Genomic DNA, 26,996 nt, shown 5'->3' with positions numbered 1-26,996 from the left:
CCGCGGCAAACGGACGCTTTGCCGCGCCGGGTCTCGGACCCGCCCCCCAACCGGAAGGAAGCCCCCCCGTGACAGACAGCCCGTTTCGCCCATTCGAGACCTTGCTCGACCGCGAGGCCGCCCTCGGGCTGGTCCGCGAGGCCACCGCCGGCGCCGATGACGGTGAGCTCTATCTCGAACGCAGCCGTTCGGAATCGCTTCTGCTCGATGACGGGCGGTTGAAATCCTCCAACTACGATGCCTCCGAAGGGTTCGGCCTGCGGGCGGTGCGCGGCGAGGTGGCGGGCTATGCCCATTCCACCGAGATCTCCGAGGCCGCGCTCCGGCGCGCGGTCGCCACGGCCCGGCGCGCGGTGGGCGATGGCGGCGGCACGCTCGCCGAGGCCCCGCGCGGGACCAACGAAAAGCTTTATACCGATATCGACCCCCTCACCGAGACCGGTTTCGGCCTCAAGGTCGACACGCTCAAGCAGATCGACGCTTACTTGCGCGCGTTGGATCCCCGGGTGGTGCAGGTCAGCGCCTCGATCGCGGCCTCGCTCAAGGAGGTCTTCATCCTGCGCCCCGAGGGCACGCTGGTCTCCGATACCCGGCCGATGTCGCGGATCAACATCTCGGTGATCGTGGAGGAGAACGGGCGGCGCGAACAAGGTTTCGCGGGCGGCGGCGGGCGCCATGGGCTCCTGTCGATGATCGCGCCAGAGGCCTGGCAGGACACGGCGCGCGAGGCGCTGCGCATCGCGGTGGTCAATCTCGGCGCCGAGGCCGCGCCGGCGGGGGTCATGGATGTGGTGCTCGGGCCCGGCTGGCCGGGAATCCTTCTGCACGAGGCGGTGGGCCACGGGCTGGAGGGCGATTTCAACCGCAAGGGCGCCTCGGCCTTTGCCGGGCTCATGGGCAAGCGCATCGCCTCGCCCGGCGTGACCGTGCTCGACGACGGCACCCTGCCCGACCGGCGCGGCTCGATCACCGTCGATGACGAAGGCACCCCCTCGGCGCGCAACGTGCTGATCGAGGACGGGATCCTCGTGGGCTTCATGCAGGACCGCCAGAACGCGCGGCTCATGGGCGTGGACCCGACAGGCAACGGCCGGCGCCAGAGCTATGCCCACGCGCCGATGCCGCGGATGACCAATACCTACATGCTCGGCGGCGAGACCGCGCCGGAGGATATCGTGGCCGATCTCAAGGACGGGATCTACGCGGTGGGATTCGGCGGCGGGCAGGTGGACATCACCAACGGCAAGTTCGTTTTCTCCTGTACCGAGGCCTATCGCGTGAAGGACGGCAAGGTCGGAGCCCCGGTCAAAGGCGCGACGCTCATCGGCGACGGGGCCACCGCGCTCACGAAGATTCGCGCCCTCGGCAACGACATGGCGCTCGATCCGGGCATGGGCAATTGCGGCAAGGACGGGCAGTGGGTCCCCGTCGGCGTGGGCCAGCCCACGGTGATGATCGGCGGGCTCACGGTGGGCGGTTCGGCCGGATGATTGTTTTTTTTCGAAACTAAGGTAAAAAATTCCTTCCCCTTTACGTCCTGTTAACCCTCTGGGGCCTAAATCGAACCTGCAAGCAGGCGGAGCAACGGATGACTGGAGACGATTTTTCTTCCACTCACCCCCCACTCCCACCCACCACGGAAGACGACCGGTTGACGTGGCTCCGCCTTTTGCGCTCCCGACGTGTCGGGCCCACAACCTTCCATAAATTGCTGGCCGAACACGGCTCCATTCAGGACGCATTCGAGGCGCTGCCCAAACTGGCGCGCGATTCGGGTGTGACGGCCTATTCCCCCTGCCCGCTCGAAGAGGCCGAGGCCGAATATGACGCGGCGCTTGCGGCCGGAGCGCGCATGCTCTGCATTGGCGACCGCAACTATCCCGATACTCTGGCTGACCTGTCCGACGCGCCGCCCTTGCTGTGGTGCCGGGGCGATATCGCGCTTCTGCGCCGACCGAACATCGCCCTCGTGGGGGCGCGCAATGCCTCCTCGCTCGGCATCCGCATGGCGCGCAGCCTGGCGCGCGATCTGGGCCGGGTGGGATTCGTCGTGGCCTCCGGCCTTGCCCGCGGGATCGACACCGCCGCGCATGAGGCCGCGCTGGAGCTTGGCACCGTGGCGGTCATGGCGGGCGGGGTCGATGTGATCTACCCGTCCGAAAACCGTCTCCTCGCCGAAGAGATCGTCGAGCGCGGCGTGATGATTTCCGAACAACCCATGGGCCTGCGCCCCACCGCGCGCATGTTCCCCACCCGCAACCGCATCGTCTCCGGCCTCTCGATCGCCACGGTCGTGGTCGAAGCCGCCGCCCGCTCGGGCAGCCTCATCACCGCGCGCAACGCGCTCGATCAGGGCCGCGAGGTGCTCGCCGTGCCCGGTCATCCGCTCGATGCGCGCGCCGGGGGGTGCAACCTGCTGATTCGCGATGGTGCCCGTCTGGTGCGCGATGCCGAAGACGTGATCGAGGCGGTGCGCGAATTCTTCATGCCCCCGCCTGAAGAGACCGAAACGCAGGAGGCGCTCGACCTCGCCGCCGCCGCGGAGGACCCGCCGCAAACGGGCGCCGACACCGCCCCCGAGGCTGACCCGGATCGGCCCGCCCCGCCGGCCCCCACCAGCGCGCTTCAGGACACCGCAGCCCTTCATAGCCGCATCATGGAGCGTCTCGGCCCGAGTCCGATCGCCGAGGATCAGCTCATCCGCGATCTTGCCAGCGCGCCCGAAATCCTCGCCCCCGCCCTGCTCGATCTTGAGCTCGAGGGCCGCGTCCTGCGCCAGCCCGGCGGCCTGTTGTCGCGCGCATGCTGACACCCATGCGCCGCCTCGCCGCCAGCGGGGTTATTGACAATCCGCTCTTGAAGCCAGACCAATGCGGCGCCATATCCCCTCGCCATAACTAGCGCAAAAGGTGCATTTGGATGCCAGTTGTCGTCGTGGAATCTCCGGCCAAGGCCAAAACCATCAACAAGTACCTGGGCGACGACTACACCGTCCTGGCCTCCTACGGCCATGTGCGGGACCTTCCTCCGAAAGATGGCTCGGTCGATCCCGACCATGATTTCGAAATGCTCTGGGAGATCGGCGCCGACAGCCGCAAACACGTCAAGGCCATCGCCGACGCGCTCGCCGATGATCCCGAACTCATCCTCGCGACCGACCCCGACCGCGAGGGCGAGGCGATCAGCTGGCACCTGGAAGAGGCCCTGCGAAAGCGCCGGAGCCTGAAGAAGGACACGCCGGTCAGCCGGGTTGTCTTCAACGCGATCACCAAGAGCGCCGTCACCGAGGCGATGAAGAACCCCCGCCAGGTCGACACCCACCTCGTCGAGGCCTATCTGGCGCGCCGCGCGCTGGATTATCTGGTGGGCTTCAACCTCTCGCCCGTGCTCTGGCGCAAGCTGCCCGGCGCGAAATCGGCCGGCCGGGTGCAATCGGTCTGCCTGCGGCTCATCGTCGAGCGCGAAATGGAGATCGAGGTCTTCCGGCCGCAGGAATACTGGTCGGTCAAGGCCCTGCTCCAGACCCCCCGCGGGCAGGAGTTCGAGGCGCGGCTGACCGTGCTGGCCGGTAAGAAGCTCGAGCGCTACGACATCGCGAACGAAACCCAGGCCGAGCTCGCCGTGCAGGCGATCACCTCGCGCGATCTGACCGTGACCTCGGTCGAGGCCAAGCCCGGCGCGCGCAACCCCTCGGCGCCCTTCATGACCTCGACCCTCCAGCAGGAGGCGAGCCGCAAGTTCGGCATGGGCGCGCGCCAGACCATGAGCGCGGCGCAGCGTCTCTATGAGGCGGGTCACATCACCTACATGCGGACCGACGGCATCGACATGGCGCCCGAAGCGGTGATGGCCGCGCGCGATGCGATCAAGGAGCGCTATGGCGAGAGCTACGTTCCCAAGAGCCCGCGCATGTACAAGAACAAGGCCAAGAACGCGCAGGAGGCCCACGAGTGCATCCGGCCCACCGACATGCGCGCCGATGCGGCCAAGCTCCGGCTCAAGGAAGCCGACCAGCGCAAGCTCTATGACCTGATCTGGAAACGGACCCTCGCCTGCCAGATGGAGGCCGCGCGCCTTGAGCGCACCACGGTCGATATCGGCAGCGCCGACGAGCAGGTCGAGCTTCGCGCCACCGGTCAGGTCGTGCTCTTCGACGGGTTCCTCAAGATCTACGAGGAGGGCCGCGATGATGTCGTGGTCGATGATGACGACAAGCGCCTGCCCCAGATCCACGAGGGCGAGGCCGCGAAGAAACAGTCGATCACACCCGAGCAGCATTTCACCCAGCCGCCGCCGCGCTACACCGAGGCGACGCTGGTCAAGAGGATGGAAGAGCTCGGCATCGGCCGCCCCTCGACCTATGCGTCCATCGTCACCACGATTCAGGATCGCGGCTATGTCCGCAAGGACAAGAACCGCCTGATCCCCGAGGACAAGGGGCGGCTGGTGACGGCCTTCCTCAGCAACTATTTCCGCAAATATGTTGGCTACAACTACACCGCCGAGCTTGAGGACGAGCTTGACGATGTCTCCGCCGGCCAGCGCGATTACAAGGAACTGCTGGCCCGGTTCTGGCGCGATTTCCATGCCTCCGTCGAAGAGACCTCCGAGCTGCGCATCACCGATGTGCTGGAGAAGATCAACGAGGTGCTGGAGCCCCACATCTTCCCGCCCAACGAGGACGGAACGGACCCGCGCCTTTGCACCAATTGCGGCGTCGGGCGGCTCTCGATCCGGACCGCGCGCTCGGGCGGCGCCTTCATCGGCTGCTCCAACTACCCCGAATGCCGCTACACCCGCCCCTTCGGCCCGCCGGGCGCGGAAGGCGACGAGATCGGCCCCGACGGCAAGATGCTGGGCGAGGATGACGGCCAGCCGATCACCCTGCGCAAGGGCCGCTTCGGGCCTTACGTGCAGCGCGGCGAGGCGACCGAAGAAGAGCCCAAACCGCCGCGGGCTTCGATTCCCAAAGGCTGGGAGCTGTCGGACATCGACCTTGAGAAAGCGCTGAAGCTGCTGTCGCTCCCGCGCGAGATCGGGCCGCACCCCGAAGATGGCGAGATGATCGAGGCCGGCATCGGGCGCTATGGCCCCTATGTCAAACACGGCAAGATCTATGCCAACATCAAGGAGGTGGAGGACGTCTTCACAATCGGCATCAACCGCGCGGTGGACGAGATCGCCAAGAAAGCCGCCAGCCGCGGCGGGCGCACCGCTGCCAAGCCCTTGAAGGAGCTCGGCGAGCATCCCACCGAAGGCGGGCCGGTCAATGTCATGGACGGGCGCTACGGGCCGTATGTCAAATGGGGCAAGGTTAATGCGACGATCCCCAAGGGCACCGAGCCCGACGATGTGTCGATGGAGATGGCCGTCACCCTGATCGCGGAGAAATCCGCAAAGTCCGGGACGCGGAAGAAGGCGCCGGCAAAGAAACCGGCGGCGAAGAAACCCGCCGCGAAAAAGGCCCCCGCCAAGAAGTCGACCGCGAAAAAGACCCCGGCGAAAAAGACCCCCGCGAAGACAACGGCCGCCAAGAAAGACGACTCCGACTGACAGCGGCGGCCGCGACATGCCATGCGTTTGCACCAAATGTACCGGTGCGATGCCGTGAGGTGGTCTGAAAAGCGGGTTGAGAGGCAATCAGCTCCCGGTGGAAATGCTCGGGCCGCGCGGAGGCAACCCGCCCGCCGCTGCTCTGTCGATGATGGTCCGGGCCCCATTGCGACCGCACGGGGTTTTTGACGAAGCTCTGCGCTGAAGCGACGGGACGCAGCTGCCGGATCGGACGCCTGTCGCCTTCCACGTCTGCACGACACGACTGTCGAGGACGATCGCATGATCCGTTGCGATTCTCGCTAGATAAGGAAAATTTGACGTAACGTCGCCGAATTGGTCGCTTGCGGCGTTGAGTGATCTGCTATTGAAGCTCGCATTGTAAGTTAAGCGATTGGATACGTTAACGATGACCCGCTATGTTTTCTCTGTTCTCACTCTTGCCATCGCCCTGTTCGCGCAAACGGCCTCGTCCGCGACGCTGAATGAAGCGGATTTCGGCGAGTTCGGCGATACCTACTCGGCGCCGACGAATTTCACCGGCTACAGCGCGATCACCTCCGCGTCCAACGGCACGGGCGACTTCGAATACTTCCGCTTTGACTCGTTCCTCCCGGGCACCACGGCGCTGAGCTTCACGCTGGGCAATGAAGGGTCTGGATCCAACATGCTGATCCGCCTCTCGTCGACGCCCTTCTCCATGGCCGAATGGGACTGGCGCATCCGCGAACTTGACGCCGCCAACATGGCCGGGCGCGAGCTTTACGCAAACCAGTGGGCGCCCGAAGACACCTACACCTTCACCCTGCCCGCCCTGTTCGACGGCCCTCTCTTCGGCTTCGCGCGCTTTTACGGAACGAACAGCGCGTCCACCCTGACGATCACGGCCACAGGCGCCATCGACACCGCCGATCTCAGAACCGCCTCCGACCTCGCGCCCGTACCTCTGCCCGGCGCACTGCCGCTGCTGGTGCTTGGCCTCGGCGCCATGGGCGCCATGCGTGCGCGGCGCAAGGCCGCCTGAGCGGTAGAGCGCGTTTCGCAGTGGTCCGGGCCCGGTCGCAGCTATCGGAACGGAGCCACGGCGCGCAGCAGACCTAGCTAAATCGGTCCCGATTTGACCCCGCAGCACTCGTGGCTGCGGGGTTTTTGCGACCAGGGCCGTGACCGGTCATCGCGCAGGTTAACCGGGGCGGCTCAGTCTTTCGCCTCGAAGCGGTTGAGCGGGACGCTCAGAACCGCGCGGCCCTTCTCGTCGGGCTCCGGCAACCGCCCGCCACGGATGTTGATCTGCAACGCGTAGAGCATCCGGTCCGGCAGCGGCAGGGTCGCATCGCGCGCATCGCGCGTCTCGATGAACCCCTCCTTGGTCGAGCCGTCCTTGACGTGAATATTCTGCGCCTTGTGCTCCTCCACCGTCGCCATGCAGGCCACGTCCCGGCCGTCCTTGCCATAGTCATGGCCGACGAAGACGCGGGTGTCTCCCGGCATGGCAAGAATCGCCTGAAGGCTGTCCCAGAGCTCGGCGGATGAACCGCCGGGGAAATCGGCGCGCGCCGTGCCGCTGTCGGGGACCATGAAGGTGTCATGGGCAAAGACCGCGTCGCCGATCACATAGGTGATCGAGGCCAGAGTATGGCCGGTCGAGAGCATGACGCGGATTCCCAGGCCGCCTACGGCGAACTCATCGCCATCGGCAAAGAGCCGGTCCCAGTATTCGGGGTGGCCGTTCAGGCTCTCGTCGGCGTAAAGGTCCGACCAGATCCGCTGGACGTCGAGCACCTTTGACCCGATCGCCTGTTTCGCGCCGAGCGTGGCGGCAAGATAGGCGGCCGACGAGAAATGGTCCGCGTGGGGGTGGGTGTCGAGCACCCAGTCCACCGCGAGACCCTTGTCGCGCACATAGGCGAGGATGTCATCGGCGGAGGCCGTCCAGGTCGAGGCCGAGGCCGGGTCGAAATCGAGCACCGGATCGATGATCACCGCCGCGCCGCTCGCCGGATCGGAGGCGACATACTGCCATGAGCCCGAGGCCGCATCGTAAAACGCCGCCACATCCGGGCTGCCGGTCTTGCCGGAAGAGGGATAGAATTGCATCGGAGGCTCCTTGGGTTTCCCATATCATATTCGCTATGTTGAATATGATGCCTCCAGCGCAGAATGCAAGCCCCCCGTTCCCGATCGTGCCGCTCGCGCGGGTTTGGGGCTTTGCTTTACCCAAGGTCCTCGCTAAATGTGGCTCCCGATACACGTGGCGCGCCCCCTGCCCCCGGGCCAGAGCCGGCGCGCGGAATGACAGGCATTCGGAGGGGACACATCCATGAATAAAATCTACGGGTCAGCCGCTGAGGCGCTCGACGGGCTGCTCTCGGATGGCATGCTCATTGCGGCCGGGGGCTTCGGGCTCTGCGGCATTCCCGAGCTCCTGATCGCGGCCATCCGCGACGCCGGGACCAAGGATCTCACGGTCGCGTCCAACAACGCGGGCGTCGATGATTTCGGGCTCGGACTGCTCCTGCAGACGCGGCAGGTCAAGAAGATGATCTCCTCCTACGTGGGTGAAAACGCCGAGTTCATGCGCCAGTACCTCTCGGGCGAGCTCGAGCTGGAATTCACCCCGCAAGGCACGCTCGCCGAACGCATGCGCGCCGCGGGCCACGGGATCCCGGGCTTCTACACCAAGACCGGCGTCGGCACGGTGATCGCCGAGGGCAAGGACCACAAGGATTTCAACGGCGAGACCTATGTGATGGAAGAGGGCATCTTCGCCGATCTCTCCATCGTCAAGGCGTGGAAGGCCGATGAGATGGGCAACGCGATCTTCCGCAAGACCGCGCGCAACTTCAACCCGCCGGCGGCGATGTGCGGCAAGGTCTGCGTGATGGAGGTCGAGGAGATCGTCCCCGTGGGCAGCCTCGATCCCGACAACATCCACCTGCCGGGCATCTACGTCCACCGGCTCATCCAGGGCGATCACGAGAAGCGAATCGAACAGCGCACGCTGCGCCAGAAACAGGACGCCTGATCGTGACCACACAACCGGAACACATCGAACAGATCGCCAGCCTCAGCGAGGACGCAAGCGCCTATCTCGACGCGGCGCGCGGCGTGGCGATCTCCCATTTCGGCGACGCGCAGGTCCGGGACATCCCCCTGCTCGTCACCCAGACCGCCCAGCTCATGGCGGATCTTTGTCGGAACAGACTTATCGCGGAGGGCCAGTAAATGCCTTGGGATCGCAATGAAATGGCCGCGCGCGCGGCGCTCGAACTCGAAGACGGCACCTATGTGAACCTCGGGATCGGCATCCCGACGCTGGTTCCCAACTTCATCCCCGAGGGCGTTCAGGTGATGCTCCAATCGGAAAACGGGATGCTTGGCATGGGCCCGTTTCCGACCGAGGACGAGGTCGACCCCGACCTGATCAACGCGGGCAAGCAGACCATCACGGAGGTTCCCGAAACCGTCTATTTCGACAGCGCCACCAGCTTCGGGATGATCCGCGGCGGCAAGATCGCCATGGCGATCCTCGGCGCGATGGAAGTGGCCGAGAATGGTGATCTGGCCAACTGGATGATCCCCGGCAAGCTCGTCAAGGGCATGGGTGGCGCGATGGATCTGGTGGCCGGCGTGGGCCGCGTGGTGGTGGTCATGGACCACACCAACAAGCACGGCGACTCCAAGCTGCTCAAGGAATGCACCCTGCCGCTGACCGGCCAAGGCGTGGTCGATCGGATCATCACCAATCTCGGTGTGCTCGACGTGACCGAAGACGGGCTGAAAATCGTGGAATGTGCCCCCGGTGTGACCGAAGAGGCGCTCCGCGCAGCCACTGAAGCCAAGATCGTCTAGCAAAAACAAGGGCCGGACGCGGATTTCCTGCGCCCGGCCGGCACAAGGCAAACCGCGACCCCGTCTCTCGCAAGACGCGAACAAACCGCGAATTGATCTTGAAGCTGCCCCAATCCTGCCCTGATTGCAGGCGATATTATCCCCTGTAAACGAGTTCCGCCGCGGTGTTTGCGCGGCATCAGTTATCAGGTCGGAGAGCAGCCCGTGACGGTTACCGCATTTACCGAAGACAACATCGACATCGATGCCGAGAAATCCCGCACTGATTGGTGGCTCATCACCGTCGGGGCCGTGGGATTTGCCGTGGCGCTGATGGGGGCCATCTTCGCTGAGCCCGACACCGCCGCGCATGACGCAGGGTACGCTTCCGCCGCAACGGAGTTTGCCGCCGGGGACCATGCGGACGACCATGCCCCCGCCAAGGCGGCCGTCAGCGACCACCACTAGCACCACCAAGACCACCACTCACGCTACGACAAGGGGGATGCGCGTCTCAGGCGAGCGCGCATCGCCCTGTTCTCATTGCCGGGCCGGCCCGCCGCGTCAGCCGCCGCGATGACGCAGGAGGTAGGATACCAGCCCCCGCGTCGAGCCGTCCTTGCCATCGGCGGGCGCCTCGCCCGTCACCACCGGGCCAAGCGCGGTTGCCAGCTCCTTGCCAAGCTCAACGCCCCATTGATCGAAGGAGTTGATCCCGAGAATCACGCCCTCGACAAACACCCGGTGTTCATAAAGCGCGATGATCTGGCCGAGGATCTCCGGCGTGAGCTTGGGATAGATCAGCGTCGTCGAGGGGCGGTTGCCGGGGAAGACCCGATGCCGCGCCTGCCGCTCCAGTTCCGCCCCCTCAAGCCCCTTCGCCGCCATCATCTCGCGCGCGGTGTCCAGATCGCGCCCGCGCATCAGCGCTTCGGATTGCGCGAGGCAATTGGCCACGAGCAGATCATGCTGGTGGCGCAGCTCCGGCTCATGCCCCTGCGCGGCCAGCAGGAATTCGCAAGGCACGACGCCCGTGCCCTGATGGATGAGCTGGTAAAACGCGTGTTGACCATTGGTCCCGGGCTCGCCCCAGACCACCGGCCCGCTGGCATAATCCAGATCCGCTCCATCCATGCTGACCCGCTTACCGTTGCTTTCCATCTCCAGCTGCTGGAGATAGGCGGGCAGCCGCCCGAGGCGGTTGTCATAGGGCAGCACGGCCCGCGTCGGGTAGCCCAGCACCTGATGATGCCACAGCCCCACCAGCGCCAGAAGCACCGGCATGTTCTCTTCCAGCGGCGCCGCGCGGAAATGGCGGTCCATCGCCTGCCCGCCGCGGAGAAAGGCGTCAAACGCCTCCGGCCCGATCGCGATCATGAGCGAGAGGCCAATCGGCCCCCACATGGAATACCGCCCGCCGACCCAATCCTCGAAGCCAAAGACCCGCTCGGGCGCGATGCCGAAGGCGGAAGTCTTGTCGCCCGCCGAGGAAAGAGCGGCGAACTGCGCGGCCGGATCGGACACCACCTCGCTCATCCAGGCCCGCGCGGTGCGCGCGTTCGTCATGGTTTCGATGGTGGTGAAGGTCTTGGAGGCGACGATCACCAGCGTCGTCTTGGGATCGCATTGCGGCAACACCTCGGCGATATCGGCGCCATCGACGTTGGAGACGAAATGCACGCGCGGCCCGTCGTGATAGGGCGCAAGCGCGCGCACGGCCATCGCCGGCCCGAGATCGGAGCCGCCGATGCCGATGTTGATCACATCGGTGATCGCGCCCCCCTCCCCGGCAAACGCGCCTTCGCGCAAGGCCCGGGCAAAGTCGCGCATCCGCGCGAGCGTGTCGCGCACACCGGGCATGACATCGACCCCATCGACCTCGACCGGGCCGCCATCGAGATTGCGCAGCGCCGTATGCAGCACCGCGCGGCCCTCGGTGTCGTTGATCTCCGCGCCGCTGAACATCGCGTCCCGCCGCGCCTCGACCTCGCGCCCGCGCGCAAGCTCGATCAGCGCCGCACGCTGCTCCACATCGAGGTTGGTCTTGGAATAGTCGAACAGCAGATCGCCGAGCGTCGTTGAATACTGCGCCGCGCGCTCCGTGTCGTCGTCAAAGAGCGACAGGATGCTCCGCGCCCTCGTCTTTTCGGCAAGCGTTTTCAGGGATTCGAACATGGTCTACTCCGCCCAGTGAATGACCGCATCGCCCCAGATCGCCGTGACCGGGGCCTCTGCTTTCGACAGCGATTTCGCGCGAGAGAGCGCCTCGAGCTTTTCCGCGCCGGTGATCACGATGTGTTTGGACATGGCCCCGTCAAGCGCGTTGGCGCTCAGCGTGATGCGCGGCTCGGGCGCTCCGGGCGCGCGCATCGGCAACAAGAGCGGCGCATCAGGGGCGAGCGCCTCGTCCAGCAGATCCGCGCCGGGAAAGAGCGAGGCGGTGTGCATGTCCGCGCCCATGCCCAGCAGCAGGACCGAGATCGGCAGCTTCGGCGCGATCGCCTCGGCCAGTTCGGCCAGCGCCGCCTCCGGCAGCGAGACCGGCGCGTGCAGCGGCAGAAGCGTGGCCGCCGCCGCCCGCCCGGTCAGCAACCGCTCGCGCAGGAGCCGCGTGTTCGAGCGCGGGCTGTCCTCGGGGACCCAGCGTTCGTCGCTGAGCATGACACTCACCCGCGACCACTCCAGGTCGATATTCGACAGCGTATCAAAGATCGGTCCCGGCGTCGTCCCGCCGGGCACCACCAGAAGCGCCTCGGGCTGGTGATGCAGAACCGATTCCAGCTCGTCGGCCAGCCGCATCGCAAGGTCGATCATCATCGCCTCGCGGTCAGGATACTTGATCAGCTCGTAGCTCACGCCTTGATCTCCCGCCATTCACGCTTGTCGCGGCGCATCAGAAGATCCGCGTCCCCGGGCCCGGAGGACCCCGGTGGATAGGGTTTGGGCACATCGTGCCGCGCGACCCAGCTTTCGATGATCGGATCGGTCCAGGCCCAGGCGGCCTCCACCTCGTCGCCACGCATGAAAAGCGTCTGGTTGCCGCGGATCACATCCATGATGAGCCGCTCATAGGCCCCCGGCGCCTGCGCGCCCGGGCCGAGCGCCTCGGCAAAGCTCATGTCGAGCGGCACGTCCACGAGGCGCATGCCCCCCGGCCCCGGCTCCTTGATGGTGACGTCGAGCGTCATGCCTTCGTCGGGTTGCAGCCGGATCACCAGCACGTTGCGATGATTGCCCGCGTCGGGGCCGAAGATCGAATGGGGCGTCTCCTTGAAGACCACCACGATCTCGCTCTCGCGCACTGCGAGCTTCTTGCCGGTGCGCAAGTAGATCGGCGTTCCGGCCCACCGCCAGTTGGAAATGTTGAGCCTGAGCGCGACGAAGCTTTCGGTCCGCGAGCGCGGATCGCCCGCATCCTCGCGATAGCTCTGCTCCCCCTCGCCCGCCTCGTACTGGCCGCGCACCACGTGGTGATGCTGCACCGGATCGAGCGCGCGGATGACCTTGAGCTTTTCGTCGCGCACCGCGTCGGGATCGAACTTGGCGGGCGGTTCCATCGCGATGAGGCACAAGAGCTGCATCAGGTGATTCTGGATCATGTCGCGCATCGCGCCGGACTTGTCATAGTACCCGCCGCGCCCGCCGACGCCGACCGTTTCGGCCACGGTGATCTGGATGTGATCGATGAACTGGGAATTCCACAGCGGCTCGAAGAGCATATTGCCAAACCGCACGGCCATCAGGTTCTGGACCGTTTCCTTGCCGAGATAATGGTCGATCCGGTAGATCTGCGTTTCGTCGAAATGCTGGGCCAGCGTCGCGTTGAGCTTCTTGGCGGAGGCCAGATCGTGGCCGAAGGGTTTCTCGACCACGATGCGCGAATTTTCATCCGCGAGGCCGAAACTGCGCAGCCGCTCGGCGATATCGCCAAAGAGGCTCGGGCCCACCGAGAAGTAGAAGGCGCGCACGAATCCCTCGCGCAGATGGCCGCGCAGCGCCTCCCAGCCGTCTTCGCCGACCGCGTCCACCGTCTCGTAGCTCAGCGCATCGAGGAACCGGGCGACCGCTGCGCGATCCTCGGCCAGCGCGCCGCCGAATTCGCTGATCGCCTCGTCGACCAGAGTGCGGAATTCCTCGGAGGTCATGTCCGAGCGGGCGGCGCCGATGATGCGCGCCTCGGGTGGCATCTGCCCGTCGCAGAACCGGTCAAACAGGCCGGGCAGAATTTTGCGCCGGGCCAGATCGCCGGTGGCGCCGAAGATGACGAGGTCGAAAGGATCGACCGGGATGACGCGTGATACCATGCCAGTGTCTTTCAGCTGGGGCGATGCGGCCGGCGCATCGCGTTAGCGCTAACGAACTTTCCGCCGAGGTGTAGCCCGCGTGACGCGCCAAGTCTAGCATCCGAGCGCGGCATCACAACTCCGTCAAGGGGGCTTTGTTCAATCCGCCCGCTGCGGTACGTCAAATATGCACCCAGGAAAGCAGACCCTTTGAAAGATCTCGACCAAGGCACACCCGGCAAGTTTCTCGATCCGGCCCGCACCGCCAAGGGCGAGCCGCGCGCGCGCGTCGCCCTGACCAATCCCGAAACGCTGTGGTTCAATACCGGGACGCTGTGCAACATCGCCTGCGTCAATTGCTACATCGAATCGAGCCCGCAGAATGACCGTCTGGTCTATCTCAGCGCGGCCGATGTGCGCGATTATCTCGCCCAGCTGGAGGAGCGCGCCTGGCCCGCGCGCGAGATCGGCTTCACCGGCGGCGAGCCCTTCATGAACCCCCAGATCATAGAGATGTTGCGCGCCGCGCTCGACACCGGCCGCGAGGTTCTTGTCCTGACCAACGCGATGCGGCCGATGATGCGCAAACGCGTCCGGGAGGGCATCGCCGCGCTGAATGCGGATTTTCCCGGCAAGCTCACCTTTCGGATCTCGGTCGACCATTGGAGCGCGCGCCATCATGACGCCGAGCGCGGCGCGGGCGCCTTCGCCAAAACGCTCGAAGGGATGGACTGGCTGCGCGACGCGGGTGTGACGATGACCGTCGCCGGGCGCACTGTCTGGGGCGAAACCGAGGCCGAGGCGCGCGCGGGCTATGCCCGGCTCTACGCTGAGCGCGGCTATCCGATCGACGCCGCCGATCCCGGCCAGACCGTGCTCTTTCCGGAGATGGACGCGCGCGTCGATGTCCCCGAAATCACCACCGCCTGCTGGGGCATTCTGGGCAAATCCCCCGACAGCGTCATGTGCGCCTCGTCGCGGATGGTGGTGCGCCGCAAGGGCGCCGACGCGCCGGCCGTCCTCGCCTGCACGCTGCTGCCCTATGACGAGGAATTCGAGCTCGGCACGACGCTGCAAGAGGCCGAGCGCGACGTGGCTCTCAACCACCCCCATTGCGCCAAATTCTGCGTCCTTGGCGGCGCCTCTTGTTCCGCATGAAGGGCGCGCGGGGATCAGGGCGGCGCCGCGTGCACCTCGCCTTCCTCTCTGCCCTTCTGCTGGCCGCCGGCCCGCTCGCGGCGCAGGACACCGACCTCGAACTGGTGCTCCTCGCCGATGCTTCCGGCTCCATCGACGCCCGCGAAATCGCCTTCCAACGCGAGGGCTACGCGACCGCGATCACCGACCCCGAGGTGCTCGCCGCCATCGCCGGGACCGCCTATGGCTCGATCGCGGTCACCTATGTCGAATGGGCCGCCAACACCGCCATCGTCGCTGACTGGACCGTGATCGGCGGCGCCGCAGACGCGGCGCGCTTCGCCGAAGAGCTCCGATCCAAACCGCGTCAGGCCTACGGCCGCAACGCCATCGGCGCGGCCCTGCTCGACGGGCTGCGCATGATCGAGCAGAACGAGCATGACGGCTGGCGCAAGGTCATCGATTTCTCCGGCGATTCCGCGAGCAACTACGCCGGCCCGACCATCGCCGAGGCCCGCGCCCGCGTCCTCGCCGCCGGAATCACGATCAACGCCCTGCCGATTCTGCGCCCCGGAGATCCGGGCCGCGCGCAAGGCGGGCTCGAAGCCATCTACGAAGACCGCATCATCGGCGGCCCCGGCGCTTTCGTCATCACCGCCGAGACCCGCGCCAGCTTTGCCGATGCCATCCGGCGCAAGCTCATTTTGGAGATTTCCGGCACGCATGCCCCGAGACTGGCTGGAAACTGAGGCATCGGCGAGGCTCCTCCGCCCGCGACCCGCAATTGCGATAAGGCGTTTTTCCCCGGAATTTTCTATGCTAGACCAAGCCGAACGACGCGGCAGTGCCCGCGAAAAAGGACGACGCGAGTAAGTGATGGCAGGCAGAGCAGCGCGCAGAGGTTTGACGGCTCTTCTTCTGGCCGCGGGGCTTGGGGCCTGCGGCGTGACGGCGCCGCGCGTGCCGCTCGAAAACTACACCGCCTCGGAGATCTTCGAGCGCGCCGAGTTCGAGCTCAACCGCGGCAAGGAAGATCAGGCGGCCTTCTATTTCGGTGAGGTCGAGCGCCTCTACCCCTATTCCGAACTGGCCAAGCGCGCGCTCATCATGCAGGCGTTTTCCTTCCACCGGGACACCGACTACGAGAACAGCCGCGCCGCCGCGCAGCGCTACATCGACTTCTATCCCGCCGACGAGGATGCGGCCTACGCGCAATACCTCCTCGCCCTGAGCTACTACGACCAGATCGACGAGGTCGGCCGCGATCAGGGGCTGACCTTCCAGGCGCTGCAGGCGCTGCGCGTCGTGATCGAGCGCTACCCCGACAGCGAATACGCCCAGTCCGCCATTCTCAAATTCGACCTCGCCTTCGACCATCTCGCCGGCAAGGAGATGGAGGTCGGCCGCTTCTACATGCGCCGCGCGCATTACGCCGCTGCGATCAAGCGGTTCCGCGTCGTGGTCGAGGATTTCCAGACCACCAGCCACACGCCAGAGGCGCTGCACCGGCTGGTCGAGGCCTATCTCTCGCTCGGGCTCGCCGAAGAAGCGCAGGCCGCCGGCGCGATTTTGGGCCACAATTACCAGAGCTCGGAGTGGTATCAGGACAGCTACGCGCTGCTGACCGGTCAGGGGCTGGAGCCGCGCGCGCTCGGAAACAACTGGCTGTCGCAGATCTACCGCCAGGTCCTCCGCGGCGAGTGGCTGTGAGCGCGGCGCATCGCGGCGCGCCGGCCCGCCGCCCCGCGGCCTGACCGGAGCCGCCCATGCTGCGAACGCTCGACATTCGCGACATGCTCATCATCGACCGGCTGACGCTCGAGTTCGAGGCCGGGCTCAATGTGCTGACGGGCGAGACCGGGGCCGGCAAATCCATCCTGCTCGATGCGCTTGGCTTCGTGCTCGGCTGGCGCGGGCGCGCCGATCTGGTGCGCGAGGGCGCGGCGCAAGGCGAGGTCACGGCGGTCTTCGACCTCTCCCCCGATCACCCCGCGCGCGATATTCTGGCCGAGGCCGGCTTGCCGAAAGAGGACGAGCTCGTGCTGCGCCGGATCAACGGTCGCGATGGGCGCAAGACGGCCTATGTCAATGATCGCCGGACGAGCGGCGAGGTCTTGCGCCAGCTCTCTGCCCTCCTGCTGGAGCTCCACGGCCAGCATGACGAGCGCGGCCTGCTCAACCCGCGCGGGCACCGCGAGATCCTGGACCGCTACGGCGCACTCGACGCCCCACGCGGCGCCGTGGCCAAAGCCTGGTCCGCCCGCCAAAAAGCCCGCAAGGCGCGCGCTGCCGCAGAGGCCGAACTGGCCGAGCTGCGCGCCGAAGAGGACTTCCTGCGCCACGCCGTGGCCGAATTCGATACGCTCGCGCCCCGCCCCGGCGAGGAGCCAGAGCTCGACAGCCGCCGCCGCCTCATGCAATCCGCCGAGCGCATCCGCGCAGAACTCGCCCGCGCCATCGACGCGCTCGGACGCGACGGAGCTGAGGGCGCCGCCAGCGATGCGCTGCGCTGGCTCGAAGGTGCGGCCGACCACGCCGAGGGCCGGCTCGACGCGCCGATGGAAGCCGTCACCCGCGCGATGGTCGAGCTGGACGAAGCCGCCCGTGGGATCACCGATTGCCTCGACGCGCTGGCCTTCGATGCCTCGGATCTCGACGCCACCGAAGAGCGTCTCTTCGCGATCCGCGCGCTCGCCCGCAAGCATCAGGTCACGCCCGACGCGCTCGAAGAGCACGGCGAAACTCTCCGCGCCCGCATCGCCCGGATCGACGACAGCGGCCAGGATACCGCCCGGCTCGACAGCGAACTGCGCGACGCCGACGCAGCCTACGAGGCCGCCGCCGCCGCGCTGTCAGACGCCCGCCGCGCCGCCGCCCGGAGCCTCGATACCGCCGTCGCCAAAGAGCTCGCCCCGCTCAAGATGGAACGCGCGCGCTTCCTGACGGACATCTCCCCCGCCGAGCCCGGCCCCGACGGACAGGACGAGGTCTCCTTCACCGTCGCCACCAACCCCGGAGCCCCCGCCGGTCCCCTCGCTCGCATCGCCTCGGGCGGTGAACTCAGCCGTTTTCTCCTCGCGCTCAAGGTCTGCCTCGCCGGCGACAGCGAGGGCAAAACGCTGATCTTCGACGAAATCGACCGCGGCGTCGGCGGCGCCACGGCGGACGCGGTCGGCCGTCGCCTCGCCGCCCTCGGCGCCCGTGGCCAGGTGCTCGTGGTCACCCACGCGCCCCAGGTCGCCGCCCGCGCAAGCCACCATTGGCGCGTCGAGAAACGCGTGGAACAGGACACGACCCTCTCCACCGTGACCCCCCTCGACACCGCCGCCCGCGTGGATGAGCTCGCCCGCATGCTCGCCGGCGACAGCATCACCGACGAAGCCCGCGCCGCCGCCCGCTCCCTGCTCGATGGCTGAGACAGAGGCGCGCGTGGGCGCCAGCCCGCGCGCGCCCCCGCGCGACGCCGAAGGCGGCGCAACCCAAAGACGTGGCGCCGCAAGGCGCCTCCGCATGATCACGAGATCACTCGCTCAGGAATGCTCTTCAGCCGCCGTCGCCGCCAGCGCCCGGTTGTAGATCTTCAGCGCATCGATGTGAAACAAAGCGCCCATCAGCTCCGGCGGCGCCTCTTTGCCTTCGCTCAGCGGAACCACCGGCAGGAACGCAACGCCCGCCGTCTCGAACATCGGCATCGCGGTCTCCAGCGTCGCGTTTCCGTCGATATAGGTGCCGGCCCGGATCAGCCCCCAACAGGCCTCCTCGCTCACCCCGTCGCTCCCCACCGGCCGCATCACGTTGCGCACGATGAACATCCGCAGCAGATACGCCTGCGGCCCCGCCGCAAGATGCACCCGCCGACGGGCGAGCTGGGTGAGGAAAAATGACCGCGTCACAAGGTTCGCCGAAACCGCCGTCGAGATCGACACCGAGACCATGACCGCAAGCCCCGTCTGCCAGTCGCCCGTGAGTTCAAAGACGATCAGCGTCGTCGAGATCGGCGCGCCGAGCACCGACGCCGCCACCGCCCCCATCCCGGCCAGCGCATAGAGCGTGTGGCTGCCCGAAACCTCCGGGAATAGCCCTGTCGCGATCAGCCCGAAGGCAAGCCCGGTGAGCGCGCCGACCATGAGCGACGGCGAAAAGATCCCGCCGCCCATCCGGCCCCCGATGGTGATCGCCACCGCGACAACCTTGATCCCCGCGAAGACAACCGCCTCGTGCAGCAGCAGTTTTCCGGTCAGCGCATCGCTGGTGGTTTCATAGCCCACCCCGATGATATGCGGAAAGGCAATGGCGATCAGGCCGAGCAACACCCCCGCCAGCGCCGGCCGCATCCAGGGCGCCGTGCCCCACCGCGCCTGAAGACGCGTCTCGACCCGCTCGGCCAAGAGCACCGAGCGCATCATCAGCGTGGCCACGATCCCGCAGACCAGCCCGAGCAGCAAGAAGGCCGGAAGCTCGACATAGAACTCAAGCGCCGAGGTGCCCGGCAGAACGAATTCGGTGACGTCGCCATAGGCCAGCCGGTTGATCACCGTCCCGGCCGCGCTGGCCACCACGATGGGCGCGAGCGCATGCAGCGCGAAGTGCCGCAGCACCACCTCAAGCGCGAAAAGCGCGCCCGCGATCGGCGCGTTGAAACTGGCCGAGACAGCCGCCGCCACCGCGCAGCCAAGCAGATCGCGCGCCCGCACCGGATCGGCGCGCACCGCATCGGCCGCCCAGGTCGAGATCAACGCCGCCATATGCACCACCGGCCCCTCCCGGCCCGTGCTGCCCCCGGTCGAGAGCGTGATCCACGAGGCAATCACGGAGGCAATGCCCGCCCGCCGTTCAACCCGCCCCTCGCGCAGCGCCGCGCCCTCGATGACATCGGCGACGGTGCGAACGCGGTTGTCCGGCGTGAGAGTCTGCAACAGGACCCCGACAATCACCCCGCCGACAATGGGGATCGCCAGCACCCAGTACCACTCCAGCGTTTCGGCAAAGGAGTGCAGGCGGCTGACGTCTTCGGTGCCGTAGAGTGTGGCTTGCAGCCAGTCGATCGCGAGCCGGAAGATCAGCGCCGCCGTCCCCGCCGCGATCCCGACGAAAAGCGCGAGGAACCAGAACCCCACCTCGCGCGGGCCCTCCTCACGCAACAGCGCAATCGCGCGTGTCGCGTCGGCCCGCATCTGGCTGAGGGCACGCCTGATCGGCGCGCTGTCGGTCTGTGACATGATCTGCCCCGGCGACGGCCCGGGTCCGCCCGGGCCAGTGCCCCATCTCTAGATCAGAGGGGACCGGCGATGAAGGCAAAGCCCCGCCCGGGGCGGGATTTTGTGGCGCGCCTGTGCCCCGGCGCAACAGTTTGCGGCTCGGGGCGGTGGGCTTGAACCGCCTAGGTCGGACACTGCCCGCGCGCGCGGATCAGATCTGTTCGACCGCCACCTCGTCGCGCGGATAGAAGGCCACGTACCCTTCGATCGCCGCGACCTCGTCCTTCGGCGCCTCATAGGACCAGGCCGCGTCGTCGAGCGTGAAGCTCTTCAGGACGATGGAATAATGCGTGGCCTCACCCTTCTTGGGGCAGGTCGTGCGCGTGGCGGTCTCATCAAGGAAGGCCATCGCAAGATCGCCGCGCGGGAAATAGATCACCGGCACGAGATCGCCTTCGCTCAGCTCCAGCGCCCGGCTGCTCTCACCCAGTACCGCCCCCCCGGCCCGGACAACCCATGTCCCGCCCGCGTTCCGGATCCTGATATCATTCGCCATCCTGCGCTCCTCTTGTCTTACCCATCGCTTTGCACATCTCAGGTGACAGTTTCATGTCAAAGCGGTTGCGTTGCTGTCATTAACCACATCCCCGCCTCCTTGCCCAGACTGGGCAACAGGCGCTCGCGACAGGTGAGGTGGTAGGCGTCGACCCAGTCGCGCTCGGGCGCGCTCAGCCGTTCGGCATCGATCAGGCGCCGATCAAAAGGCGCGAGGGTCAGAGTCTCCAGCCCGTGAAACGCCCGGTGCGGATCGCCGCCGGGCACGGGCGCCGCCTCGGTGACCACCACGAGATTCTCGATGCGGATGCCGAACGCCCCCTCGCGGTAATAGCCCGGCTCGTTCGACAGGATCATCCCCGGCAGCAGCGGCGTCTCGGACAGCCGGCTGAACCGCTGCGGCCCCTCGTGAACCGAAAGATAGACCCCCACGCCGTGGCCCGTCCCGTGATCGTAATCCATCCCCGCCATCCACAGCGGCGCGCGCGCCAGCGCATCGAGATCTCGCCCCGCGAGCCCCTTGGGCCAGCGGATCCGGCTGAGCGCGATCATGCCCTGCAGCACGCGTGTATAGGCCGCGATCATTTCCGCGTCCGGGGTGCCTATCGCCATGGTCCGGGTGATGTCGGTCGTCCCGTCGAGATACTGCCCGCCGCTGTCGACGAGCAGCAAGTCCCCCGGGCCAACCGTCCGGTCCGTCTCTTCGGTGACGCGGTAATGCACGATCGCGCCATGGGGGCCCGCGCCGCTGATTGTATCGAAGGAAATGTCGCGCAGCGCGCCGGTCTCGCGGCGGGCGTCTTCGAGCGCGCGCACCGCGTCGATCTCGGTAAAGCCGCCCGGTGTCTGGGCGTCCAGCCAGTGCAGGAAGCGGCACATCGCCGCCCCGTCGCGCAGATGCGCCTCGCGCGTGGCGGCGATCTCCGCCTCGGTCTTGCAGGCCTTGGGCAGCACGCAGGGATCGGGCCCGAAGGTGATCTCCGCCGCGCCCTCGCCAAGAAGATCGGCCACCGCGCGCGGCGCGGATTTCGGATCGATCCGCACACGGCCAGTCACCCCGCGCAGGCGCTCGGCGAAGGCCTCCGGCGGGTGCAGCCGCACCTCGGGCCCGAGCGAGAGGCCGGCGCATTTTTCCGGCGCGATGAAGAGATCGACGCTCTGATCGGCATGGAGCAGCGCGAAACTCTGCACGATCGGGATCCGGGGAATGTCCGAGCCGCGCATGTTGAGCAGCCAGCAGATGGAATCGGGCAAGGTCAGCACCGCGACAGCCTCGCCCGTTCCGGCCAGCGCCTCGGCGCAAAGCGCCCGCTTTTCCGCGGCGCTCCGGCCCGCGAGCGCATCGGGATAGGCCTCGGCCGCCCCGCCCGGCGGCGCGGGCCGGTCCGGCCAGACGCGATCCACGGGGGTCTCGGTGGCCACCAGCGTCACCCGCTCTCCGAGCGCCTCGGTCAGCCGGGCGATCTCGTCGCAGGTATGAAGCCACGGATCGAACCCGATCTTCGCGCCCGCGCCCGCATGGTCGAGGAGCCAGTCCGCAAGCTTGACCTCGGGCCAGTCGATGGGCGTGAAGACCTCTGTCGCCACTTGCGCCCGGACCTGCACCCGGTAGCGCCCGTCGACAAAGACCCCGGCCTTGTCCGCCAGAACCGCGGCAAACCCCGCCGAGCCGGTGAACCCGGTCAGCCACTCAAGCCGCGCATCGCACGGCGCGACATATTCGCCCTGATGCGCATCGGCCCGGGGCACGACGACACCATCGAGCCCGACGCGCGCCATCTCCGCGCGGAGCGCCGCCAGACGCGGCGGCCCCTGCTCGGGGCGCGCGGTGACCTCAAAGCTCTGGAACATCGCGCTCCCCTTCCCGTCTCATCCCGCCTTGCGGATGCCGAACATGCGCGCCCGCGCCCTCGGGTCGGGATCGAACAGCGTCGCGAGCTGCTCGGTCATCGCGCCGGCGAGCTGATCCACATCCGTGATCGTCACCGCGCGGTCATAATAGCGCGTCACGTCATGGCCGATGCCGATCGCCACGAGCTCGACCATCTTGCGCCGTTCGACCATCGCGATCACGTCGCGCAGGTGTTTTTCCAGAAAGCTCGCCGGGTTGACCGAGAGCGTGCTGTCATCGACCGGCGCGCCGTCGGAGATCACCATCAGGATCTTGCGCGCCTCGGGCCGGTACTGCAGGCGCCGGTGCGCCCATTCCAGCGCCTCGCCGTCGATGTTTTCCTTCAGCAGCCCCTCTTTCATCATCAGGCCGAGATTGTCGCGCGTGCGCCGCCAGGGGGCATCGGCGGATTTGTAGATGATGTGGCGCAGATCGTTGAGCCGGCCGGGCTGTTGCGGGCGTCCATCGGCGAGCCATTTCTCCCGCGCCAGCCCGCCCTTCCAGGCCCGCGTGGTGAAGCCGAGGATCTCGACCTTGACCGAACAGCGCTCCAGCGTCCGAGCGAGCACATCGGCACAGATCGCCGCGATGGAGATCGGCCGGCCCCGCATCGAGCCGGAATTGTCGAGCAGAAGGGTCACCACCGTATCGCGGAACTCGGTGTCCTTCTCGATCTTGAAGCTGAGCGGCGTGGTCGGGTTGGCCACGACGCGCGCGAGCCGGCCCGCATCGAGGATCCCCTCCTCGCGGTCAAACTGCCACGAGCGGTTCTGCTGCGCCTGAAGCCGCCGCTGAAGCTTGTTCGCCAGCCGCGAGACCGCCCCCTTGAGCGGCTCCAACTGCTGGTCGAGATAGGCCCGGAGCCTTTCAAGCTCGGCCGGTTCTGCCAGCTCCTGCGCGGGAATTTCCTCGTCATACTGCGTGTCATAGACCACATAGGTCGGATCGGCTTCGGAGAAGGGCGGCGGCGGCGCGGGCTCATGCGGCGCCTCGCCATCGGGGAAGTCCTCGTCCTCCATCCCCTCCTGATCGGCCATGTCATCGGAGCTGACCTGTGCATCGGCGGCGTCGGCCTGCTGCTCCTGCGATTGTTCGGGCGAGGCTTCGGCCTCATCCTCGTCGCTCTCGCCTGTGCTGTCGGGGGCCTCTTCCTCGTCCTGCTCCTCCTCGGCGCCGTCGTCCTGATCGTCGTCGGGCGCGTCGGGGTCGTCGCCGAGTTGGTCGCCATAGCCCAGATCGTCGATGATCTGGCGGGCAAAACGGGCAAAAGCCGCCTGATCCGAAAGCTTTTCACCAAGCCCCGCGAGCGTGCCTTGCGCCTGTTCCTCGATATGGCCGCGCCAGAGGTTGAGCACGTTTTCGGCGCCCTGCGGCAGAACGCGCCCGGTCGCGAGCGCGCGCACCAGATAGCCCGCCGCGGCGGCGAGCGGCGCGTCGGAGGCCTTGGAAATCTGATCATACCCCTTGCGCATGGCATCGTGGCCGATCTTGGCGTCGATGTTGCCCGCGGTGCCGGGCATGTCGCGCGCGCCCATCGCCTCGCAGCGCGCCGCCTCCATCGCGTCAAACAGCTCACGCGCCATCTGGCCCTGCGGCATGTAGCGCCCGGCCACGGCCGGATCGTGATACCGGTGGCGCAGCGCCAGCGCATCGGCCGTGCCCCGCGCGAGCAGGACCTCGTCTTTCGTCATCCGCCGCGAGACCTGCGGCAGGCGCATCTGATCGCCCGAAAGCCCCGCCGGATCGACCGAATAATTGATCGTCAGATCGGAATCATCGGCCATGACCCGGGTGGCCTCGGCCAGCGCTTTCTTGAAGGGATCTGCGGGATTGTCGGATGTGCTCATGGGGGGCTCGATCGGTTCGGGGTCCGGCGGCCAACTTAGGGCGCTTTGCGGGAAATGACCAACCGAAATGCGCGGCTTCAGGAGAGCAGCATCGCCTCGCACAGCGCCAGATGCCCATCTGCGAGCCGCTTGGCCTGCCGCAGCGGCGCGGGCTCGGTCGAGAACCGCGCGCGTTGCAGGAGCGCGGCATGGGCAAATTTCGCGTTGATCCGCCAGGCGAGGACCTTGCGGCCATCGACCCCCTCGGCCAGCGGTAGCGTCGCGTCGATCAGATCGGCAAAGAGCGCGCGCCGCGCCTCGCTCCGCTCGGAGGCCGGGCCGTCAAACATCCACTGATGCTCCATCAGCGCCGAATACCGCCCCGCGCAGACGGCGAAGGTCTTGAGTCGAGCGACCGTGCCGCCCGCCTCGCCCCCAAGGCTCGCATTTGCGCCATGCCCTCCGCCAAACCCTCCGCCAAAAACTGAGGCGGGGCCGCCCAGGACCAGAAGTGCAGCGCATGTCCATGTTTTCAAAGCGCCCATAAATTGGAGTTTATGGCAATTTGACCGCCCATCAAGTGGGCAGTTTGAAAACTTTCAGGGACCCGGCGTGGGCGCTAGCTGCACCAATCGACCGGCGTGCTGCCCGGAACGGCGACGCGCGCCACCGTCATCAGCTCCGATAGCGCAGTGCCGTTGACGTGCATTCCGACCTGCGCGCGATCACGACCGTCGCGCCCGTACATGCGCGGCACGATCACATCCGCATTGGCCAGAATCGTGGTCAGGGCCGCAGCGGCGGAGCGCGCCAGCCGGCGCTCCTTGCGGCATTGCGCCTCTTCGGCCTCGGGCGCGTCAAACCCCATGAGCTGAACTGTGTCGGACAGCGCGCCGCAGGTCATGGCGATCGTGTCGCCATCGATGATCCGGGTGATGGTGCATTGCGGATCGCTCCGCGAGGGTACGAAGGCCACGGGGCCGCCACCGACCGGGCCGATCCCCGAGGGGATCCCCGCGCCCTCGCAGCCAGACAGAAGCAGCACCAGCGCCCCCGCGCGGCAGTAGCTCATCCCAGCGATACGCTCGCGGCGCTCTCGGGCAGTTCCTCGTCAAAGCAACGCTGGTAGAATTCGGCGACGGTCTGGCGCTCCAGCTCATCGCATTTGTTGAGGAAGGACACGCGGAAGGCGTAGCCGGTGTTGCGGAAAATCTCGGCGTTCTGCGCCCAGGCGATGACCGTCCGCGGCGACATCACGGTGGAGAGTTCGCCGTTCATGAAGGCCGTGCGGGTGAAATCGGCGACGGTGACCATCTGGTGGATGATCTTGCGCCCGCGCTCATTGTTGTAATGCGGGCATTTCGCCAGCACGATCGCCGCCTCGGCATTGATCGAGAGGTAGTTCAGCGTGGCCACGAGTGACCAGCGGTCCATCTGGCCCTGGTTGATCTGCTGCGTGCCGTGATAAAGGCCCGTCGTATCGCCAAGGCCCACGGTGTTGGCGGTGGCGAAAATGCGGAAATACTTGTGCGGGGTGATGACCTCGTTCTGGTCCAGCAGGGTGAGCTTGCCGTCGGTCTCCAGCACACGCTGGATCACGAACATCACATCCGCGCGGCCGGCATCGTATTCATCAAAGACGATCGCGGTCGGGTTGCGCAGCGCCCAGGGCAGGATGCCCTCCTGAAACTGGGTGGTCTGCTTGCCGTCGACGAGCTTGATCGCATCCTTGCCGATCAGGTCGATCCGGGAGATATGGCTGTCGAGGTTGACGCGCACCGCGGGCCAGTTGAGCCGCGCCGCGACCTGCTCGATATGGGTCGATTTGCCGGTCCCGTGATAGCCTTGGATCATCACCCGGCGGTTGTTGCGGAACCCGGCGAGGATGGCCAGCGTGGTGTCCGGATCGAACTTGTAGGTGCTGTCGATATCGGGCACGCGGGCGCTCGCTTCGGGAAAGCCATGGACCATCATGTCCGAGTCGATGCCGAACACTTCGCGCACAGAGATTTCCTCGGTCGGCTTTGCGTTCACATCGATCAAGTCATCGGCCATTTCAGGCACCCTTTCCATGAAGTCCACTCGTCGCCACTCGTGCCCGATATCGGCTGGAAGGGCAAGAGCACTCGGGGCGCTTTGGCGCGCGCCCGTCTGCCCCCCGCTCGCGCGCCGGTCACGCAAACTTGCAACCGCCGAGATTGCGCTCGGGCCGCGTTGACATCATTTTAGAGGCTATGAAACATGTACCCTCCACGCCCCGCCGCCGCTTTCTCGCGGGCGGATTGGCCGCCACCGCGGCGCTCGCCCTTGGCCGGCCCGCCCGCGCAGATGAATTCGAAGTCACCCGCACCAAGGCGGAATGGCAAGCGATGCTGACCCCCGAGCAATACGCTGTCATGCGCGAAGAGGCGACCGAGCGCGCCGGATCCTCGCCGCTCGACAAGCTCTATGACGCCGGGATCTATCACTGCCGGGGCTGCGATCTGGCGCTCTATTCCTCGGAAGCCAAGTACGACAGCCGGACCGGTTGGCCGAGCTTCTGGCAATCGCTGCCCGAGGCGATCGGCACCAAGCGGGATTTCTATCTGGTCTACCCCCGGACGGAATGCCATTGCCGCCGCTGCGGCAGCCACTTGGGCCACATCTTCAACGACGGGCCCCAGCCCACCGGCAAGCGCCACTGTCTCAACGGGGTCAGCCTGGTGTTCAAGGCGGCCTGACG

General features: G+C 66.7%; 24 protein-coding genes. 13 read left to right on the top strand and 11 right to left on the bottom strand.

Annotated elements, in window-relative coordinates; all coding sequences use genetic code 11:
* Positions 1-68: 68 nt before the first annotated feature.
* The 4 genes from tldD to BM353_RS00730 all read left to right on the top strand — a co-directional run bounded on the left by tldD (position 69) and on the right by BM353_RS00730 (position 6,577).
* Positions 69-1,490: a metalloprotease TldD gene (gene tldD, locus BM353_RS00745; RefSeq protein ID WP_092075628.1), complete on the top strand. Its 1,422-nt coding sequence runs from the start codon at positions 69-71 to the stop codon at positions 1,488-1,490.
* A 98-nt stretch (positions 1,491-1,588) separates the two neighbouring features.
* Complete coding sequence (gene dprA / locus BM353_RS00740; RefSeq protein ID WP_092075626.1) at positions 1,589-2,809, top strand: DNA-processing protein DprA; 1,221 nt, start codon at positions 1,589-1,591, stop codon at positions 2,807-2,809.
* A 110-nt stretch (positions 2,810-2,919) separates the two neighbouring features.
* A complete protein-coding gene (gene topA / locus BM353_RS00735) occupies positions 2,920-5,553 on the top strand; it encodes a type I DNA topoisomerase (protein ID WP_092075624.1) in 2,634 nt (877 codons plus the stop codon).
* A 409-nt stretch (positions 5,554-5,962) separates the two neighbouring features.
* Positions 5,963-6,577: a VPLPA-CTERM sorting domain-containing protein gene (locus tag BM353_RS00730; RefSeq protein ID WP_092075622.1), complete on the top strand. Its 615-nt coding sequence runs from the start codon at positions 5,963-5,965 to the stop codon at positions 6,575-6,577.
* A gap of 173 nt (positions 6,578-6,750) precedes the next feature.
* Here the strand turns inward: BM353_RS00730 and BM353_RS00725 are convergent, their stop codons facing one another.
* Positions 6,751-7,650: an MBL fold metallo-hydrolase gene (locus BM353_RS00725; RefSeq protein ID WP_092075620.1), complete on the bottom strand. Its 900-nt coding sequence runs from the start codon at positions 7,648-7,650 to the stop codon at positions 6,751-6,753.
* 223 nt (positions 7,651-7,873) lie between these two features.
* On the opposite strand from BM353_RS00725, the gene BM353_RS00720 reads away from it, so the two are divergent.
* The 4 genes from BM353_RS00720 to BM353_RS00705 all read left to right on the top strand — a co-directional run bounded on the left by BM353_RS00720 (position 7,874) and on the right by BM353_RS00705 (position 9,852).
* Complete coding sequence (locus BM353_RS00720) at positions 7,874-8,578, top strand: CoA transferase subunit A (RefSeq protein ID WP_092075618.1); 705 nt, start codon at positions 7,874-7,876, stop codon at positions 8,576-8,578.
* Between the two features lie 2 nt (positions 8,579-8,580).
* A complete protein-coding gene (locus BM353_RS00715) occupies positions 8,581-8,778 on the top strand; it encodes a hypothetical protein (RefSeq protein WP_092075616.1) in 198 nt (65 codons plus the stop codon).
* Positions 8,779-9,405, top strand: coding sequence for a 3-oxoacid CoA-transferase subunit B (locus tag BM353_RS00710; protein WP_092075614.1), 627 nt, complete (start codon positions 8,779-8,781; stop codon positions 9,403-9,405).
* 204 nt (positions 9,406-9,609) lie between these two features.
* On the top strand, positions 9,610-9,852 hold the full coding sequence (locus tag BM353_RS00705) for a hypothetical protein (protein WP_143104068.1): 243 nt from the start codon (positions 9,610-9,612) through the stop codon (positions 9,850-9,852).
* A gap of 96 nt (positions 9,853-9,948) precedes the next feature.
* Here the strand turns inward: BM353_RS00705 and pgi are convergent, their stop codons facing one another.
* Genes pgi through zwf form a run of 3 tightly spaced genes read right to left on the bottom strand, consistent with a single transcriptional unit; the run spans position 9,949 to position 13,688 of the window.
* Positions 9,949-11,559 carry a glucose-6-phosphate isomerase gene (gene pgi, locus BM353_RS00700; protein ID WP_092075610.1) on the bottom strand — a complete coding sequence of 537 codons (1,611 nt, stop codon included), beginning with the start codon at positions 11,557-11,559 and terminating at the stop codon, positions 9,949-9,951.
* 3 nt (positions 11,560-11,562) lie between these two features.
* A complete protein-coding gene (gene pgl / locus BM353_RS00695) occupies positions 11,563-12,258 on the bottom strand; it encodes a 6-phosphogluconolactonase (RefSeq protein ID WP_092075607.1) in 696 nt (231 codons plus the stop codon).
* Entirely contained in the window at positions 12,237-13,688 is a 1,452-nt protein-coding gene (zwf, locus tag BM353_RS00690) for a glucose-6-phosphate dehydrogenase (RefSeq protein WP_092075605.1), read from the bottom strand. Before zwf ends, pgl begins: the two co-directional genes overlap by 22 nt.
* 189 nt (positions 13,689-13,877) lie before the next feature.
* Between zwf and BM353_RS00685 the strand changes: the two genes are divergently transcribed.
* The 4 genes from BM353_RS00685 (at position 13,878) to recN (ending at position 18,220) form a co-directional block, all read left to right on the top strand.
* On the top strand, positions 13,878-14,825 hold the full coding sequence (locus BM353_RS00685) for a radical SAM protein (RefSeq protein ID WP_092075603.1): 948 nt from the start codon (positions 13,878-13,880) through the stop codon (positions 14,823-14,825).
* Positions 14,822-15,553, top strand: a complete 732-nt coding sequence (locus BM353_RS00680; RefSeq protein WP_092075601.1) for a DUF1194 domain-containing protein — start codon at positions 14,822-14,824, stop codon at positions 15,551-15,553. Before BM353_RS00685 ends, BM353_RS00680 begins: the two co-directional genes overlap by 4 nt.
* A 127-nt stretch (positions 15,554-15,680) precedes the next feature.
* On the top strand, positions 15,681-16,514 hold the full coding sequence (locus BM353_RS00675; protein ID WP_092075599.1) for an outer membrane protein assembly factor BamD: 834 nt from the start codon (positions 15,681-15,683) through the stop codon (positions 16,512-16,514).
* Between the two features lie 56 nt (positions 16,515-16,570).
* Positions 16,571-18,220, top strand: a complete 1,650-nt coding sequence (gene recN / locus BM353_RS00670) for a DNA repair protein RecN (RefSeq protein WP_092075597.1) — start codon at positions 16,571-16,573, stop codon at positions 18,218-18,220.
* Positions 18,221-18,334: 114 nt separating this feature from the next.
* Here recN and BM353_RS00665 read toward each other — a convergent pair whose 3' ends face one another.
* The 7 genes from BM353_RS00665 to cobS all read right to left on the bottom strand — a co-directional run bounded on the left by BM353_RS00665 (position 18,335) and on the right by cobS (position 26,329).
* On the bottom strand, positions 18,335-20,023 hold the full coding sequence (locus tag BM353_RS00665; protein ID WP_092075595.1) for a chloride channel protein: 1,689 nt from the start codon (positions 20,021-20,023) through the stop codon (positions 18,335-18,337).
* Between the two features lie 190 nt (positions 20,024-20,213).
* Positions 20,214-20,558 (bottom strand): DUF427 domain-containing protein, encoded by a 345-nt coding sequence (locus BM353_RS00660; RefSeq protein WP_092075593.1) that lies wholly within the window; start codon positions 20,556-20,558, stop codon positions 20,214-20,216.
* Positions 20,559-20,614: 56 nt separating this feature from the next.
* Positions 20,615-22,408, bottom strand: a complete 1,794-nt coding sequence (locus BM353_RS00655; RefSeq protein ID WP_092075591.1) for an aminopeptidase P family protein — start codon at positions 22,406-22,408, stop codon at positions 20,615-20,617.
* A gap of 18 nt (positions 22,409-22,426) precedes the next feature.
* Entirely contained in the window at positions 22,427-24,295 is a 1,869-nt protein-coding gene (cobT, locus tag BM353_RS00650) for a cobaltochelatase subunit CobT (RefSeq protein WP_092075589.1), read from the bottom strand.
* 77 nt (positions 24,296-24,372) lie between these two features.
* Positions 24,373-24,624 carry a hypothetical protein gene (locus BM353_RS17010; RefSeq protein WP_143104067.1) on the bottom strand — a complete coding sequence of 84 codons (252 nt, stop codon included), beginning with the start codon at positions 24,622-24,624 and terminating at the stop codon, positions 24,373-24,375.
* Positions 24,625-24,893: 269 nt separating this feature from the next.
* Positions 24,894-25,346 (bottom strand): hypothetical protein, encoded by a 453-nt coding sequence (locus BM353_RS00640; RefSeq protein ID WP_092075585.1) that lies wholly within the window; start codon positions 25,344-25,346, stop codon positions 24,894-24,896.
* A complete protein-coding gene (gene cobS, locus BM353_RS00635; RefSeq protein ID WP_092075583.1) occupies positions 25,343-26,329 on the bottom strand; it encodes a cobaltochelatase subunit CobS in 987 nt (328 codons plus the stop codon). Before cobS ends, BM353_RS00640 begins: the two co-directional genes overlap by 4 nt.
* Before the next feature lie 179 nt (positions 26,330-26,508).
* Between cobS and msrB the strand changes: the two genes are divergently transcribed.
* Positions 26,509-26,994: a peptide-methionine (R)-S-oxide reductase MsrB gene (gene msrB, locus BM353_RS00630; protein ID WP_092075581.1), complete on the top strand. Its 486-nt coding sequence runs from the start codon at positions 26,509-26,511 to the stop codon at positions 26,992-26,994.
* The last annotated feature ends 2 nt before the right edge of the window (positions 26,995-26,996 follow it).

The sequence above is a fragment of the Poseidonocella sedimentorum genome (assembly GCF_900116005.1).
GTDB classification, from domain to species: domain Bacteria; phylum Pseudomonadota; class Alphaproteobacteria; order Rhodobacterales; family Rhodobacteraceae; genus Poseidonocella; species Poseidonocella sedimentorum.
Note: the sequence above shows the minus strand (reverse complement) of the source record. Positions and strands in the feature narration are given on the sequence as shown.

Excerpts from the sequence above, each read along its gene's own strand:
- dprA (WP_092075626.1), top strand. The coding sequence starts at position 1,589 with ATGACTGGAGACGATTTTTCTTCCACTCACCCCCCACTCCCACCCACC.
- topA (WP_092075624.1), top strand. The coding sequence starts at position 2,920 with ATGCCAGTTGTCGTCGTGGAATCTCCGGCCAAGGCCAAAACCATCAAC.
- BM353_RS00730 (WP_092075622.1), top strand. The coding sequence starts at position 5,963 with ATGACCCGCTATGTTTTCTCTGTTCTCACTCTTGCCATCGCCCTGTTC.
- BM353_RS00725 (WP_092075620.1), bottom strand. The coding sequence starts at position 7,650 with ATGCAATTCTATCCCTCTTCCGGCAAGACCGGCAGCCCGGATGTGGCG.
- BM353_RS00720 (WP_092075618.1), top strand. The coding sequence starts at position 7,874 with ATGAATAAAATCTACGGGTCAGCCGCTGAGGCGCTCGACGGGCTGCTC.
- BM353_RS00710 (WP_092075614.1), top strand. The coding sequence starts at position 8,779 with ATGCCTTGGGATCGCAATGAAATGGCCGCGCGCGCGGCGCTCGAACTC.
- pgi (WP_092075610.1), bottom strand. The coding sequence starts at position 11,559 with ATGTTCGAATCCCTGAAAACGCTTGCCGAAAAGACGAGGGCGCGGAGC.
- pgl (WP_092075607.1), bottom strand. The coding sequence starts at position 12,258 with ATGGCGGGAGATCAAGGCGTGAGCTACGAGCTGATCAAGTATCCTGAC.
- zwf (WP_092075605.1), bottom strand. The coding sequence starts at position 13,688 with ATGGTATCACGCGTCATCCCGGTCGATCCTTTCGACCTCGTCATCTTC.
- BM353_RS00680 (WP_092075601.1), top strand. The coding sequence starts at position 14,822 with ATGAAGGGCGCGCGGGGATCAGGGCGGCGCCGCGTGCACCTCGCCTTC.
- BM353_RS00675 (WP_092075599.1), top strand. The coding sequence starts at position 15,681 with ATGGCAGGCAGAGCAGCGCGCAGAGGTTTGACGGCTCTTCTTCTGGCC.
- recN (WP_092075597.1), top strand. The coding sequence starts at position 16,571 with ATGCTGCGAACGCTCGACATTCGCGACATGCTCATCATCGACCGGCTG.
- BM353_RS00665 (WP_092075595.1), bottom strand. The coding sequence starts at position 20,023 with ATGTCACAGACCGACAGCGCGCCGATCAGGCGTGCCCTCAGCCAGATG.
- BM353_RS00660 (WP_092075593.1), bottom strand. The coding sequence starts at position 20,558 with ATGGCGAATGATATCAGGATCCGGAACGCGGGCGGGACATGGGTTGTC.
- BM353_RS00655 (WP_092075591.1), bottom strand. The coding sequence starts at position 22,408 with ATGTTCCAGAGCTTTGAGGTCACCGCGCGCCCCGAGCAGGGGCCGCCG.
- cobT (WP_092075589.1), bottom strand. The coding sequence starts at position 24,295 with ATGAGCACATCCGACAATCCCGCAGATCCCTTCAAGAAAGCGCTGGCC.
- BM353_RS17010 (WP_143104067.1), bottom strand. The coding sequence starts at position 24,624 with ATGTTTGACGGCCCGGCCTCCGAGCGGAGCGAGGCGCGGCGCGCGCTC.
- BM353_RS00640 (WP_092075585.1), bottom strand. The coding sequence starts at position 25,346 with ATGAGCTACTGCCGCGCGGGGGCGCTGGTGCTGCTTCTGTCTGGCTGC.
- cobS (WP_092075583.1), bottom strand. The coding sequence starts at position 26,329 with ATGGCCGATGACTTGATCGATGTGAACGCAAAGCCGACCGAGGAAATC.
- msrB (WP_092075581.1), top strand. The coding sequence starts at position 26,509 with ATGAAACATGTACCCTCCACGCCCCGCCGCCGCTTTCTCGCGGGCGGA.